This is a genomic window from Longispora sp. NPDC051575, from assembly GCF_040681875.1.
GTDB lineage: Bacteria > Actinomycetota > Actinomycetes > Mycobacteriales > Micromonosporaceae > Longispora.
In genome coordinates this window covers 140260-154622 of the sequence record NZ_JBFAZP010000008.1, presented here as the reverse complement: position 1 = coordinate 154622, position 14363 = coordinate 140260, and the positions used below count along the sequence as shown (strand labels likewise).

Sequence of the window (14363 nt, the reverse complement as noted above, 5' to 3'; positions counted from 1 at the left end):
CAGCTCACGCGCGGCGCCTCCGTTGTTCAGGCCATGCACGGCGGCGCCTTCGGCCAGCCCACGCACGCCGGCACCATCGTTCAGGCCATGCACGGCGCTACCGGCCAGGTCACGCACGGCGGCGCCACCGTTAAGGACAGGCACGCCGACGCCCCAGTCCAGGTCACGCGCCCCGACGCCGCCGGCCAGGTCAAGCGCACCCGCATCACCGGACCCGTCGACCACCGTCGGTCCGGCGCGGCGCCACACTGCGGGAGACCCGTCGCCCGGACCGGCGGAGTCCAGGACAAGGCCGACCGGCGGTCCGTCCACTCCGGAGGACGACACTCCACCCCAGGAACCGACGGGTACCGGTGAACCGTCGGCGCGGCCTCCCGAGGCCACGACCCGACCCGCGGAGCCCGCGATGTGGACCAGGTCGGCGGCGAGCACATACCCCCGACCGCTCCGCATCAGCCGGGGGTCGTCGGACACGACGAGTTCCACCGGTACGGGTACCCGGCCCCGGATCACCTTCTCCACCGCCGGGCTGTCCCGGGTGACCGTGCGCCCGGCGGTGGCCAGGCCGCCGCAGGCCACGCCGAGCAGGACGGCGGTCAGCACGGTCGCGGCCCGCGCACGGCTCCGGCACAGCCCCGCGCAGGCGACCAGGGCCCCGGCGGCGGCGAGCGCGCTGACCCACCAGGGCAGGCTCAGTGCCGCCCAGGACATCAGCCAGGTACCGAGCGCCGCGCCGCCCAGCCGCAGGTCGTGCCGCCCGGCCCGCCCTCCGGATCCAGCCGACCCGACCGGGAAGCCGTCCACCGGGGCGGTCACACCGTCACCAGGTCCTTGAGCTGCTCGAACCGGGCGTCGCCGATGCCGTCCACGTGCCGGAGCCCGGAGACGTCGGCGAAGGGGCCGTGCGCGGTCCGGTACTCGATGATGCGTTGGGCAGTCACCGGGCCCACCCCGGGCAGGACGTCGAGCTCGGCGGTCGTGGCGGTGTTGAGGTTGACCTTGCCGGCCGGTGCGCCCGGCACGCCCGCCGCCACGGGGGCCGGGCCGCCGACCACGACCAGTTCGCCGTCGGTGACCTTGCGGGCCAGGTTCAGCGCGCCGAGATCCACGTCGGGCAGCGCGCCGCCGGCCGCGTCCACGACGTCGGCGACCCGGGAACCCGCCGCCACCCGGACCAGGCCGGGCCTGCGCACCTTCCCGGTCACGGCCACGACGAGGGTGCCCCCGGCCGTCGGGGACGGACTGCCCGCCGCCCGGACCGGGGCGACCGGGGTGGGCTCGGGCCGGTTCCAGTACGCCACGGCGGCGGCCCCGACCGCGACGAGGAGCACCACGGCGGCGAGCGCGCGCACCCCCCGGCGCCCCGGATCGATCCTCAACCGCTCCAGGAGAGGGGTACCCGCCAGCGGGTCGAACCCGTCGTCCGGCGCGTCGTCCGGCCCTTCGACCTCGCGGGAACCCGAAGGACGCCGGAACCGGCCCGGATCCTCCGCAACCCGGAACCCGGCACGATTCACAACCCGAGACCCGGCATCGTCCGCAACCCGGAACCCGGCGCCGTCTGCAACCCGAGACCCGGCAGGGTCCGGAACCCACGACCCACCAGGGTCCGCATCCCGCGACTCGGCAGCGTCCGGAACCTGGAACCCGGCACGATCCACAACCCGAGACCCGGCACCGTCCGCAACCCGGAACCCGGCGCCGTCCGCAACCACGTCGCCCTCGATCCGCTCCCGCCGGGGATCCGCGCCCCGCGAACCCTCCGCCCGGGACCACCCGTCACCGGCCGCGCCCCATCCGCCCTGCTCCACCACAGGGTCCATCGGCGCCCACCGGGCGAGCGCCGAGGCGTGCACGGTCACCACCGGCCCGCCCGGCTCCTCGGGCGACCGGCGCGCACTGACCGTCAGCAACGGCTCCGTCGGGTACCGCCCGGGCAACCCGTGCTCGACACCGGACGACATGCGCGGATACCGCCCCGGGTGTCCGCGCCCGAAGTCCTGGGACATGCGCGCGACGGGGTCTTCCGGAGGCACCCGCTCGATGCCGGAGGGCGGGGGCTCCCCGCTGTCCGATCCGGACAGGAGGGTCGCCGGGCCCGGGGCGGCGAGGCGGTTCAGGCGGGCGCGGACCGTGTCGGCCCAGACGGGAGGTTCGGTAGGCACGCACGAAAAGCTAGGTTCCGCCGACCGCCCCGGCGGTTCCCCTGTGGATAACCACCCACCCTGTGGATAACCCCACCCAGCTCGGGCCCATCCGCGACCGACGCGACGTGCTCCGGCGCGACCTGGACGGATCCACCCGGCTCACCTCACCCCAGATCCCCGGGCTACCCGCCGACGCCGTAAGCACCCCAGCACCAACTGTCGCAAGAGCCGACCTAGCGGCCCAGCGGCCGACCGTCAGCACCGCCGGCACCATCAGCACCCCGAGCCGACCTACGCGGCCGAGCGGCCCAGCGACCGAGCGGCGGCCGGTCCCACACAGGCACACAGCCCCGCCGACCACCCCAGGCGATAGTCCGCGACCAGGCCACACCGAGCGCCGCCCCGACCAGATATCCGTAAACGCGCCGAACCGACCAGTACCCAGAAAATGGGGTCAGGGGTTTCGGGGGCTGACGACCACCCCGATCAACCCCGGCCCCACGTGCGCCGCGACCACCGCCCCCACCTCGGTCGTGTACAACTCCCCCAGCCGCTCCCCCAGCCGCTCCCGCATCTGGTCGGCGATCCCCGCCGCCCGGTCGGGTGCCGCCAGATGGTGCACGGCGACGTCGACCGCCCCGTCGGTGACGGACACGGCGAGGTCGATCAGCCGGGCGAGGGCCCGGGAGGCGGTGCGGACCCGTTCCTGGACCACGACCTCGCCGCCCTCGACGTGCAGGATGGGCTTGACGGCCAGGGCGGTGCCGAGCAGCGCGGACGCGGCCCCGATCCGGCCACCGCGGCGGAGGAACTCGAGGGTGTCGACGTAGAAGAAGGTGCTGGTCTCGGCGGCGGTGTCGGTGGTGGCGGCGACGACGTCGGCGAGGGTCGCGCCGGTCGCGGCGGACCGGGCGGCGGACAGGGTCGCGAAGCCGAGGCCCATGCCGGTGCTGCCGGCGTCGACGACCCGGACCCGGTCGCCGAACTCGCGGGCGGCGAGCAGCGCGGACTCGTAGGTGCCGGAGAGTTTGGCGGACAGGTGCACGGACACCACGCCGGGGGCGCCCGCGTCGAGCAGTCGGCGGTACTCGACCGCGAACTCGTCCGGGTTCGGCCGCGAGGTGCTGGCCGTGTAGCGTCGCGCGCCGAGCGCCGCCGCCACGTCCGCCGAGGTCACGTCGATGCCCTCGCGGCCCTCGGTGCCGGACAGCAGCACGTAGAGCGGGACCACGGTGATCTTGTGGCGGCTGACCAGGGCCGGGGGCAAACAGCCGGTGGAGTCGGTGACCACCGCGACGCGTCGACGGGACATCACCTCAGGCTAGCCCCCCGGGCGCCCGGCGAGGCGCGGTGGAGCGGGAGCGAGGCCACCGTCACCCACCCCGAAGAACAAACCCTGTCATCGGGTACGGGGTCCCGGCGGCAGCAGCCCGGCCCCCGCTGGGCCTAGCCCCGTCCCCGCCGCGCGCGTCAGCCCGCGCGCACCTCGAGCACGTGCAACGGAATCCCCTGCTGGCACGTCGTGAGCAGATCCGGATCGGCCCGCCCCCGCACGGTGACGGTGTTCCCCTCCCGGATCAGGGTCCGGTCGCCGCCCAGCAGCAGGTACACCCCGGCGGAGGTCCGCAGCAGGACGCAGCCCTGTTCGGCGCCGTCCGTGACGGTCCCGGTGAGGGTCATCTCGCCCTTGGTGGGCGCGCCGGAGGGCTTCACGGTGGGACCTCCTGAAGGAGAGACGGAGACTCGGGGGGACGGCGACGGCGAGGGGGTCGGCGACGGGGAGTCCCCAGGGGAGGACGGCGAAGCACACCCCGCCACGATCAGCAGGGCTCCGACCAGCACACCGACGCGTCTCATACGGCCTCAGACGTGCGCGGGGCGCGTCCGGTTCCCGGATTCCTGGGCGCCCTGGCCGGGCGGGTTCGCGCCGACGGGTTCGCCGGCGTTGTGGGCGTGCAGTTTCCACGTGCCCCCGCGCTGGCGGAGTTCCGTCCAGCGGCAGTTGTACAGGCCGCCGATCGCCTCGGCGAACCCGGGCACGCCGATGAGCGTGGCGAGCGCGCGGCGCGCGGACCCGCCGTGGGTGACGGCGACGACGAGGCCGTCGCAGTCGGCGACGGCCTCGGTGAGCGCGGCGCCCATCCGGACGGCGACGTCGTCGTAGTTCTCGATCCGGTGGCCGTGCAGGGGCTGGCCGGTGGTCCACAGTTCCCAGGACTCGGGGTGCCGTTCGGCGATCTCGGCGTTGGTCAGGCCCTCCCAGTCGCCGAACGAGCGCTCCCGGAGCCGGGGGTCGACGGCGATCGGCAGCCCGGTGAGGTCGGCGAGGTGCCGGGCCGTGGAGACGGTCCGGCTGAGGTCACTGGAGACGATCTTGGCTGGCCCCAGGGCGGCGAGGAGCTCGGCGGCGGTGGCGGCCTGGGCGTGGCCGGTCTCGTCGAGGTCGATGTCGGCGTGGCCCTGCACGCGCCCGATCGAGTTCCACTCGGTCTGGCCGTGCCGCCAGAGGATCAGCCGGGCCACTACTCGGACTCGACGAGCTGCTCGGTCAGGTCGCGCTGCGCGGCCGGGTCGCGGTCGTCGCCCTCCTCGGCCAGGTCGCGGTCCTGGAACTCGATGATGGGGCAGTCCTTCCACAGCTTGTCGAGGCCGTAGAACTCGCGCTCCTCGTTGTGCTGCACGTGCACGACGACGTCGATGAAGTCGAGCAGGACCCAGCGACCGGACGGGTTGCCGCCCTCGCGCCGGACCGGCTTGGCCTTGTCGGGGAGGTTGAGCAGGGCCTCCTCGATCGCGTCGACGATGGAGAGGACCTGGCGCTCGTTGGGGGCGGACGCGATCAGGAAGGCATCGGTGATCACCAGGTGGTCGCTGACGTCGATGATCGAGATGTTCTCGGCCTTCTTGTCCGCCGCGGCCTGTGCGCCGGCGAGGGCGATCTCCACGGCGCGCTCAGATGCAGTCACGATGCTCCTTTTGTCCTAACCAATCCGACACGCTCGCCAGACTCAACATCCCAGTCTCGCACGCGACCCCGACTTACTCCCACTCGTAAAGGCGGCGTTTGGCGATGTACTGCACCACACCGTCGGGGACGAGATACCAGACCGGCTTGCCCACGGCCACCCGGGCCCGGCAGTCCGTCGACGAGATCGCCATCGCGGGCACCTCCACGAGGCTCACGGACTTGTCCGGCAGGTGCGCGTCGCTGAGTTCGTAGCCGGGGCGGGTGACGCCGATGAAGTGGGCCAGTTCGAACATCTCCGCCGTGTCCTTCCACGACAGGATCTTGTCCAGCGCGTCGGCCCCGGTGATGAAGAAGAGATCAACATCCGCCCCGAAATGCGCACGAAGGTCGCGAAGAGTATCAACGGTGTACGTGGGACCCTGCCGGTCGACGTCCACCCGGCTGACGTGGAACCGCGGATTGGAGGCCGTGGCGATGACCGTCATCAGGTAGCGGTCCTCGGCGGCGCTCACCGGCGCGCCCGATTTCTGCCACGGTTTTCCGGTCGGTACGAACATCACCTCGTCCAGCGCGAACCGGTCGGCGACCTCACTGGCGGCGACGAGGTGACCGTGGTGGATCGGGTCGAACGTGCCACCCATGATCCCGATCCTTCTCTTCACAGGCTCCATCACCGGAGCCTAGAGTCCGGAGGCATGACCGAGCTCACTATCGCCGACATGACGCTGCCCACAGCGGGGCTCGGTCCGGACTCGCCGCTGCCGGCGCTGCCCGGGCTGCCGGGGCACTACCCGTACCCGACCCAGGACGGGTACGGCCGGGAGCTGCGGCCGGGCGCGCTGCGGGTCGCGGTGCTGGAGAACGAGCACCTCCGGGCCACGGTCGCCCTCGACCTCGGCGGCCGGCTGTGGTCGCTGGAGCACCGGGGCTCCCCGGGCGGTCCGTGGACCGAACTGCTGCACCGCAACCCCGTCGTGCGGCCCGGCAACCTGGGGCTCCGGGACGCCTGGTGCGCCGGCGGGGTCGAGTGGAACATCGGCACCACCGGGCACACGCCCCTGACCTGCGCGCCGGTGCACGCCGCCCGGGTGGACACCGCCGACGGGCCGGTGCTGCGGCTGTGGGAGTTCGAGCGGGGGCGCGGCACGCCGTACCAGCTGGATCTCTGCCTGCCGCCCGGCTCGCACCGGCTGTTCGCGCACGTCAGGATCACCAACCCCACAGACCAGGCCATCGGGGTGTACTGGTGGTCCAACATCGCCGTCCCCCTCGACGGCCGCGTGCTGGCCCCCGCCGACCACAGCTACCGCTACGACTACACGGGCGGCCTCACCCTCATCGACGCGCCGGTGCACGACGGCCACGACTACAGCTACCCGGCGGAGGCCACCCGCGCCGCCGACTACTTCTTCCGGCTGGACACCGACGAGCCGTGGATCGCGGCGGTCGGCGACGACGGCCGGGGCCTGGTCCAGCAGTCCACGGCCCTGCCGGCCGGCGAGGACGGGTACAGGCCGGTCACCGGGCGCAAGCTGTTCGTCTGGGGCGACTCCCCCGGCGGGCGGCACTGGCAGGACTGGCTCGGCGGCGGGTACGCGGAGATCCAGGCCGGGCTCGCGCGCACCCAGCTCGACCACGTGCCGCTGCCCGCCGGGGACACCTTCGCCTGGGTGGAGAGCTACGGGCCGGTCGCCGCCGACGTGCACCACGGCTGGGACGCCGCCCGCGCGGCCATCTCCGACCAGCTCGACTTCGGGGTGCTCCGCGCCCGGCTCGCCGACTGGCCCCGCTGGTGGGACGCCCCGGGCCCGAAGCTGCACGAGGGCTCCGGCTGGGGCGTGCTCGAAGGGGCGTTCCCCGGCGCCCTCGGCCCCGACCAGCTGCCCTGGCAGACCCTGCGCGACACCGGCCACCTGCCGCCCAGCGAGCCCCCGGCCGCCCCGCAGCACACCCCGTACTGGCTGGACCTGCTCGAACGGTCCGGGGACGGGGACTGGCACACCTGGTACCACATCGGCCTGATCCGCGCACAGAACGACCCGGAGGGCGCGACGGCGGCCCTGCGGCAGTCGGTCGCCGCCGGCCCGACCGCGTGGGCGCTCCGCGCGCTCGGCCACCTCACCGCCGACCCGGACCTCTACCTGCTGGCCGTCGCCCTGGCCCCCGACTGCTGGCAGCTGCGGGTCGAGGCCGGGGACGCGCTGCTCGCCGCCGGCCGGCCCGCAGCGGCCCTGGACCTGGTCGAACCGCGCACGCACGGCCGCCTGGACCTGCTGGAACTGCGCGCCGCCCTCGCGCTCGGCGACCGGACCCGCGCGGCCGGGGTGTTCGCCCGGGGGCTGGTGGTGCCGAACCTGCGCGAGGGCGAGACGTCCCTGGACGAACTCTGGCGGGAGACGCACCCTGAGGTGCCGCTCCCGCCGGAGTACGACTTCCGGATGTCGGCCCAGCCCGGGGCCTCCGGCGGACCCGGGGCCGTCTAGCCCCGGGCCTCCAGCGCCCGCCGCAGGTCGTCGGACCGGTCCACCACCGCGCGCCGCACCGGCGGGGCCAGGTCGGGCCCGCCGAGCAGGTCCGCCGTCAGCCGCAGCGTCTCCGCGTCGACCGCGTAGCGCGGGTACAGCAGGTTCGCGAGCTTCTCCAGCACCTGGAACGACCGCAGCGCGCCGGCCGCCGGCAGCTCGGCGAAGTACCGCGCCACGTAGGGCGCGGTCAGTTCGTGCTGCTCGGGCTGCCAGAAGCCCTCCGCCAGCGACCAGACCGTGTAGTTGGACAGGCCGCCGTCGGTCATCAGCGCCTCCCACGCGGCCTGCTTGGCCTCGGGCGTGGGCCGGGCCGAGCGGCACTGGTCCGCGCTGGCCTGGCCGTGCGCGCTCGGGTCGGCGGCGGCGGCCACGTCCAGCTCGGCGCCGGACAGCGCGCCGAGGACGGCGAGCCGGAGCCGGATCTGCCAGCCGCGTTCCACGTCCACGACCAGGCCCGCCGGCACGCCCAGGCCGTCGAGCCAGCCGCGCAGCTGCGGTACGTCGGTGGTCACGTCGATCAGGCCCCGGAACGCGGCGAGCGCGCGCCCGCTGGCCGGTTCCGCGTCGGCGAGCAGCGAACGGTACGCGGCGGCCAGCTTGGCGAGCACCGCCGGGCGCTCCTCGGCGGTGCAGTACACGTCGACGACGTGCGAGCGGGCGATCCGGAGCAGCTCGGTCAGCGTGGTGACCTCGGACTCGGCGGCCACGGCCCCGGCGACCACGTCCGCGTACCCGACAGCCGAGAGCCCGCCGTCGCGCACCGCCTGGAACAGCGCGCCCCAGACCATGGCCCGGTTCAGGCTGGACAGCTTCGGCAGCACCTCGGGCAGCGCCGCCAGCGACCGCTCGTCGAACCGGATCTTCGCGTAGGTCAGGTCGCCGTCGTTGAGCAGCACCACCTTCGGGGCGGGCCGGCCCACGAGCTGGGGCAGGGCCGTGAGCTCCCCGGCGATCTCGACCCGGACGACCTCGGCGTGCTCGGCGTACAGGCCGACGTCGAGGGTGTGCGGGCGCAGCACCGGGTGGGTGTCGGCGGCCGTCTGCCGGATCGCGGCGGCGGTGATCACGCCGTCGGCGACCGTGATCTCCGGGTGCAGGGTGTTCACGTTGGCCTCGGTGAGCCACACCTTCGCCCAGTCGGCCAGATCCCGGCCGCTGGCCTGCGACAGCGCGTCCAGGAAGTCCCGGAGCTCCGCGTTGCCGTACGCGTGCCGGGCGAAGTGCTCCTTCAGGCCCGCGAGCAGCGCCTCGTCGCCGATGGTGGCCACGAGCTGGCGGAGCACGGAGGCACCCTTGGCGTAGGAGATCGCGTCGAAGTTCAGCAGGCCGGCCGCCGCGTCGGGCACCTCGCCCGAGATGGGGTGGGTGGAGGGGCGCTGGTCGGCCGCGTACCCGAACGTCTTGTCCCGGACCGCGAACGCCGTCCACGACTCGTGGAACCGGGTCGCGTCGGCGGTGACCCGGTGGCCGAGGTAGTCGGCGAACGACTCGTTGAGCCACAGGTCGTCCCACCAGGTCATCGTGACCAGGTCGCCGAACCACATGTGCGCCATCTCGTGCGCCACGACCATGGCCCGCTGGCCGCGCTCGCTGTCGGTCACCGCGCCCCGGAAGATCATCGGGTCGCGGAACGTCACGCAGCCCGGGTTCTCCATCGCGCCCGCGTTGAACTCGGGGCAGAACACCTGGTCGTACTTCCCGAACGGGTACCGCACGTCGAACAGCCGGTGGAACTCGTCGAAGCACTGGCCGGTGACCGTGAACAGCTCCTCGGCGTCGGCGTCGAGGTACTGCGCGAGGGACTGGCGGCAGTACAGCCCCAGCGGGATGCCGTCGTGCTCGGAGCGCACCGCGTGGTACGGCCCGGCGATCAGGGTCACGAAGTACGTCGACAGCGGCTTCGTCTCCGCCAGGTGCCACAGCCCGTCGCTCTCCAGCGTCGCGGCCTGGTTGCCCAGCACCAGCCAGCCCTCGGGGGCCTTCACCGTGAACGTGTACGGCGACTTGAGGTCCGGCTGGTCGAAGCACGCGAACCAGCGCGGCGCGGCGTCCATGAAGCTGTGCCCGTACAGGTACACCTGGCCGTCGGCCGGGTCCACGAACCGGTGCAGGCCCTCGCCCTCGTGCGAGTAGAGCATGTCCGCGACGACGACCAGCTCGTTCTCGGCGGCCAGGTCGGTCAGCGCCAATCGCTCGTCGACGAAGGCGGCCAGGTCCAGCACCCGGCCGTTGAGCGTCGCCGACCGCAGGGTGGCCGGCTTGACGTCCACGAACGTGCTCGCGCCGGGGGTGGCGGAGAACCGGATCGTGGCCGTGGAGTGGAACTCCGTGTCACCGGTCGTCAGGTCGAGCGCGACATCGGTGGCACGAACGGTGAGGAGGGCGGCGCGCTCGGCGGCCTCGGTACGCGTCAGACTAGGCACCGGTCGACCCTATCTCCCTGCGTGCGATCTCGAACGAGACGACCGAGGCGGCCGCCGCCACGTTCAGCGACTCCACGCCGCCCCACATCGGGATCGCCACCTGCCGATCGGTCGGCACCGACAGGCCGTCCGTCTCCCCGCCGAGCACGAACGCGCTGCGCGGGTCGAACGACGCGTCGAACAGCGAGGCCGGCGCGTCGGCCGACAGCCCGTAGAGGGTGTACCCGGCCGCGCGCAGCAGGTCCGCCGCCTGGGTCGCGGTGTCGGAGTTCAGGATCGGCGCGGAGAACGCCACCCCCGCCGAGGCCTTGATGACCAGCGGCCCGACGTGCGGGGTACCGGCCCGGGGCAGCACCACCCCGTCCAGCCCGGCGGCCGTCGCCGAGCGCAGGATCATGCCCACGTTGCTCGGGTTCGTCACCCCGTCGAGGACGAAGAGCTTCGCCGGCCGGTCGCCCTGGTACTCCAGGAACTCCTCCAGCCGGCCCATCCGGCGCGCCACGATGTCGGCGATGACGCCCTGGTCGTGCTTGCCGTTGCCGGCGAGGAACTTCACCCGCGAGGGGGTCGAGAACTCCACCGGCACCCGGTAGCGCTTCGCCAGGTCCCGGATCTCGTCCAGCGAGCGGCCCGACGCGTTCTCGGCGATCACGATCTTCTCGATCTCCAGCGTCGAGTCGCGCAGGGCTTCCAGGACGGGCATCCGCCCGTACACGGTGATGAATCTGTCCCTCGGGGATGCGGCCATTCGGAGGATTCTACTTCCGGCCGGTCCGCCGGCCCTGCTACGGTCGACCCGTGCGTTCGTCGAACCTGAACTGGTGGCTGCCCTGACCGGGCGGTCCTAGACCTACGCGCACACAACGACGCGGCCGCCCCGATGGGGCGGCCGTTCTTGTCGTGCACCCTCGGGGCCTTCCTCACCTGGAGACCGACATGCCCCGACTGCTCACCGCCTTCAAGCCCACCGGGCACCTGCACCTCGGCAACCTGCTCGGCGCGGTCCGGCCGATCGCCGCCCGCCGCGACGACAGCGACACGACCGTGATCATCGCGGACCTGCACGCCATGACCGTGCGGCACGATCCGGGCCAGCTGCGCGCGCTGACGATGGAGTGCGCCGGCCTGCTGCTCGCCAGCGGCGTCGACCCGGCCTGCTTCTACGCCCAGTCCCACCTGCCCGAACACACCGAACTGCACTACCTGCTGGAGTGCGTCACGCACTACGGCGAGGCGCACCGCATGATCCAGTTCAAGGAGAAGGGGGGTACGGGTTCCCGGATCTCCCTGCTCACCTACCCGGTACTGATGGCCGCCGACATCCTGCTGCACGACACCGACCTGGTACCCGTCGGCGAGGACCAGCTCCAGCACCTCGAACTGACCCGCACCGTCGCCCACCGGTTCAACTCCCTGTACGGCACCACGTTCACCGTGCCGGTCGGCGTCGCCCCGCTGGTCGGCGCGCGGATCAAGGACCTCGGCGACCCGACCCGCAAGATGGGCAAGACGGACTCCACCGACCACGGCAGCATCCTGCTGATCGACCCGCCCGAGGTGATCCGCCGCAAGGTGATGCGCGCCGTGACCGACACGGTCGGGATCGTGCGGTTCGATCCCGAGGAGCAGCCCGGGGTGGCCAACCTGCTGACCATCCTCGCGGCGTGCACGTCCGGGGACCCGCGCGAGCTGGCCGGCACCTTCACCGGGTACGGCGAGCTCAAGGCGGCGGTGGCCGACGCGGTGGTGGCCACGGTGACCCCGATCCAGGACCGGTACGCGGCCCTGGACCCGGCCGAGGTCCGCCAGGCGCTGCTGGGTGGGGCGAAGCGGGCCCGCGACACGGCCTACCTGACGGTCACCCGGGCCCGCGCCGCGATCGGCCTCATCGACTGAACAGCCCAAGGCGCCACACACGACGACGTCCCGGAACCCGCCGCACTGGGCGGCGGTCTCCGGGACGTGGTCGTGCGGGTAGGTCGTACCCGTCTGGTCTCTAGACCTCGAACTCCTGGACCTCGAAGTCGCCGTCCGTGTCGCCCTCGACCCGGACCCGGCGCAGGTTGCGCTCTTCCTTGCGCTCGTGGGCCCGCTTGCGGTCCGACGACTCCATCCGGGCGTCGGTGCCCCGGCCGCCGATCGGCGAGACGTCCATGCCCGCGTAGACGGTGGGCTCCCAGTCGAACTCGCGGGTGCCGATCCGCACCGGCGCGCCCGGCTTGGCCCCGGCCTTGACCAGCGCGTCCTCGACGCCGATCCGGGCGAGCCGGTCCGCGAGGAAGCCGATGGCCTCGTCGTTGTTGAAGTTGGTCTGCAGGACCCAGCGCTGGACCCGCTGGCCGATGACGACGAACGTGCCGTCCTCCTCGACCTCGACCGTGAAGCCGGTGTCGTCGACGGCCTTCGGGCGCAGGATGATCCGGGTCGGCTCCGGGGTGGGCTGGCTGGCCCAGTGGTCGGCGACGATGGTGCCCAGCGCGTACGTCAGCTCCTTGGTGCCCTCGCGGGTCGCCGCGCTGACCTCGAAGACGCGCAGGCCGCGGGCCTCGATCTCCGGGCGGACCAGGTCGGCCAGCTCGCGGGCCTCCGGCACGTCGATCTTGTTCAGGACGACGAGGCGGGGCTTGTCGGCCAGCCCGCCGTACTCCGACAGCTCGTGCTCCAGCGCGTCGATGTCGGAGAGCGGGTCACGGCCCGGCTCCAGGGTCGCGCAGTCGATGACGTGCGCCAGGACGGCGGTGCGCTCGATGTGCCGGAGGAACTCCAGCCCGAGGCCCTTGCCCTGCGCCGCGCCCGGGATCAGCCCCGGCACGTCGGCCATCGTGAACGTCTTGTCGTCGATCCGGATCACGCCCAGGTTCGGCACCAGGGTCGTGAACGGGTAGTCCGCGATCTTGGGCCGGGCCGCCGACAGGGCCGCGATCAGCGAGGACTTGCCCGCGCTCGGATACCCCACCAGGCCGACGTCGGCGACGCTCTTGAGCTCCAGGACCACCTCGTGCGCCTCGCCCGGCTCGCCCAGCTCCGCGAAGCCGGGGGCCTTGCGCTTGCTGTTGGCCAGGGACTCGTTGCCCCGGCCGCCGCGCCCGCCCTCCGCGATCACGAACTCGGTGCCGTTGCCGACCAGGTCGACCAGGACCTCGCCGGTGGCGGAGTGCACGACGGTGCCGTCCGGCACCAGCAGCACGAGGTCAGAACCGTTGGCCCCGTCCTTGTACGAACCCTGGCCCGGCTGCCCGTTGCCGCCCTTGGCGTGCTGCTTGAAGTGGAAGTCGAGCAGCGTGTGCACCTGCGGGTCGACCTTCAGGATGACGTTGCCGCCGTGCCCGCCGTTGCCGCCGTCGGGGCCGCCGAGCGGCTTGAACTTCTCACGCTTGACGGACGCGCAGCCGTGGCCGCCGTTGCCGGCCTGCACGTGCAGCACCACCCGGTCTACGAACGTGGCCACAGCGCCTCCTTATGTCTTGAAAGTAACCCAAAAAAACTGAAAGGACGGGCCAGAAAGAACTCTGGCCCGTCCTTCGACGCTTACAAGCTACGCGGCTGCTGCGGTCTCCAGCGGCACGATGTTCACGGTCTTGCGACCGCGCTTGGTGCCGAACAGCACGTGGCCGCTCGACAGCGCGAACAGCGTGTCGTCGCCACCGCGACCGACCAGGTCACCCGGGTGGAACTTGGTGCCCCGCTGGCGGATCAGGATCTCGCCGGCGGAGACCAGCTGGCCACCGAAACGCTTGACGCCGAGCCGCTGGGCGTTGGAGTCACGCCCGTTCCGCGAGCTTGACGCACCCTTTTTATGTGCCATGTCGGCGCCTACTTCCCGCTCTTGATGCCGGTGACCTTGACCTGGGTCAGCGGCTGACGGTGACCCTGCCGCTTGTGGTAGCCGGTCTTGTTCTTGAACTTGTGGATCCGGATCTTCGGGCCCTTGGTGTGGGCGACGAGCTCGGCGGTCACGGCGACGCCGGACAGCTTCGCGGCGTCGGTCGTAACCTCGGCACCGTCGACCAGAAGGACCGCAGGCAGAGTGAAAGTGTCGCCGGGCGCGCCCACGAGCTTCTCAACCTCGATCACGTCGCCCTCAGCGACCTTGTACTGCTTGCCGCCGGTCTTGACGATCGCGTACATGACGCAGGTCTCCTCGCTGTGGCAGCCGCTGACTACTGACATGTGCCTGCGGCGTTTCGGACATCGCTCTTGCTTGGTCTCACGGCTTCTCGCGGGCGATGGCTGCCTACCGCACCGGGGACACGCGAGAACGTGGCGCACCTAGATGCGCCGTAGGCAAGGGTACTTCACA

14 protein-coding genes are annotated in these 14363 nt (G+C 72.5%); 2 read left to right on the top strand and 12 right to left on the bottom strand.

The window, feature by feature from the left end:
• The 7 genes from AB0M43_RS24840 to nadD all read right to left on the bottom strand — a co-directional run.
• On the bottom strand, positions 1-816 hold an 816-nt coding region (locus AB0M43_RS24840; RefSeq protein WP_363728158.1), incomplete at its 3' end, for a DUF4131 domain-containing protein.
• Positions 813-1517: a ComEA family DNA-binding protein gene (locus AB0M43_RS24835; protein WP_363728157.1), complete on the bottom strand. Its 705-nt coding sequence runs from the start codon at positions 1515-1517 to the stop codon at positions 813-815. The genes AB0M43_RS24835 and AB0M43_RS24840, both read right to left, overlap by 4 nt.
• A gap of 1084 nt (positions 1518-2601) precedes the next feature.
• Complete coding sequence (locus tag AB0M43_RS24830; protein WP_363728156.1) at positions 2602-3459, bottom strand: DegV family protein; 858 nt, start codon at positions 3457-3459, stop codon at positions 2602-2604.
• Positions 3460-3617: 158 nt separating this feature from the next.
• Complete coding sequence (locus AB0M43_RS24825; RefSeq protein ID WP_363728155.1) at positions 3618-3860, bottom strand: hypothetical protein; 243 nt, start codon at positions 3858-3860, stop codon at positions 3618-3620.
• A gap of 150 nt (positions 3861-4010) precedes the next feature.
• The gene (locus AB0M43_RS24820) at positions 4011-4670 is read right to left on the bottom strand and encodes a histidine phosphatase family protein (RefSeq protein WP_363728154.1); all 660 of its coding nucleotides are present in this window, start codon (positions 4668-4670) and stop codon (positions 4011-4013) included.
• On the bottom strand, positions 4670-5113 hold the full coding sequence (gene rsfS / locus AB0M43_RS24815; protein ID WP_363728153.1) for a ribosome silencing factor: 444 nt from the start codon (positions 5111-5113) through the stop codon (positions 4670-4672). Before rsfS ends, AB0M43_RS24820 begins: the two co-directional genes overlap by 1 nt.
• Positions 5114-5186: 73 nt before the next feature.
• Positions 5187-5786, bottom strand: a complete 600-nt coding sequence (nadD, locus tag AB0M43_RS24810) for a nicotinate-nucleotide adenylyltransferase (RefSeq protein ID WP_363728152.1) — start codon at positions 5784-5786, stop codon at positions 5187-5189.
• Positions 5787-5810: 24 nt separating this feature from the next.
• Here nadD and AB0M43_RS24805 point away from each other — a divergent pair, with 24 nt between their 5' ends.
• Positions 5811-7598: a DUF5107 domain-containing protein gene (locus AB0M43_RS24805; RefSeq protein ID WP_363728151.1), complete on the top strand. Its 1788-nt coding sequence runs from the start codon at positions 5811-5813 to the stop codon at positions 7596-7598.
• Here the strand turns inward: AB0M43_RS24805 and pepN are convergent.
• The gene (gene pepN, locus AB0M43_RS24800; protein ID WP_363728150.1) at positions 7595-10063 is read right to left on the bottom strand and encodes an aminopeptidase N; all 2469 of its coding nucleotides are present in this window, start codon (positions 10061-10063) and stop codon (positions 7595-7597) included. The two genes, AB0M43_RS24805 and pepN, sit on opposite strands and share 4 nt — an antisense overlap.
• Complete coding sequence (locus tag AB0M43_RS24795) at positions 10056-10811, bottom strand: RNA methyltransferase (RefSeq protein WP_363728149.1); 756 nt, start codon at positions 10809-10811, stop codon at positions 10056-10058. The genes pepN and AB0M43_RS24795 overlap by 8 nt, the downstream gene beginning before the upstream one ends.
• Positions 10812-10999: 188 nt before the next feature.
• Between AB0M43_RS24795 and trpS the strand changes: the two genes are divergently transcribed.
• Positions 11000-11959: a tryptophan--tRNA ligase gene (gene trpS / locus AB0M43_RS24790; RefSeq protein WP_363728148.1), complete on the top strand. Its 960-nt coding sequence runs from the start codon at positions 11000-11002 to the stop codon at positions 11957-11959.
• A 100-nt stretch (positions 11960-12059) separates the two neighbouring features.
• Here trpS and obgE read toward each other — a convergent pair whose 3' ends face one another.
• The 3 genes from obgE to rplU all read right to left on the bottom strand — a co-directional run bounded on the left by obgE (position 12060) and on the right by rplU (position 14191).
• Complete coding sequence (gene obgE / locus AB0M43_RS24785) at positions 12060-13511, bottom strand: GTPase ObgE (protein ID WP_363728147.1); 1452 nt, start codon at positions 13509-13511, stop codon at positions 12060-12062.
• Positions 13512-13598: 87 nt separating this feature from the next.
• Complete coding sequence (gene rpmA, locus AB0M43_RS24780; RefSeq protein ID WP_197007296.1) at positions 13599-13868, bottom strand: 50S ribosomal protein L27; 270 nt, start codon at positions 13866-13868, stop codon at positions 13599-13601.
• An 8-nt stretch (positions 13869-13876) separates the two neighbouring features.
• A complete protein-coding gene (gene rplU / locus AB0M43_RS24775) occupies positions 13877-14191 on the bottom strand; it encodes a 50S ribosomal protein L21 (RefSeq protein ID WP_363728557.1) in 315 nt (104 codons plus the stop codon).
• Positions 14192-14363 lie beyond the last annotated feature (172 nt).

Excerpts from the sequence above, each read along its gene's own strand:
- AB0M43_RS24830 (WP_363728156.1), bottom strand. The coding sequence starts at position 3,459 with ATGTCCCGTCGACGCGTCGCGGTGGTCACCGACTCCACCGGCTGTTTG.
- nadD (WP_363728152.1), bottom strand. The coding sequence starts at position 5,786 with ATGGAGCCTGTGAAGAGAAGGATCGGGATCATGGGTGGCACGTTCGAC.
- AB0M43_RS24805 (WP_363728151.1), top strand. The coding sequence starts at position 5,811 with ATGACCGAGCTCACTATCGCCGACATGACGCTGCCCACAGCGGGGCTC.
- AB0M43_RS24795 (WP_363728149.1), bottom strand. The coding sequence starts at position 10,811 with ATGGCCGCATCCCCGAGGGACAGATTCATCACCGTGTACGGGCGGATG.
- trpS (WP_363728148.1), top strand. The coding sequence starts at position 11,000 with ATGCCCCGACTGCTCACCGCCTTCAAGCCCACCGGGCACCTGCACCTC.
- rpmA (WP_197007296.1), bottom strand. The coding sequence starts at position 13,868 with ATGGCACATAAAAAGGGTGCGTCAAGCTCGCGGAACGGGCGTGACTCC.
- rplU (WP_363728557.1), bottom strand. The coding sequence starts at position 14,191 with ATGTACGCGATCGTCAAGACCGGCGGCAAGCAGTACAAGGTCGCTGAG.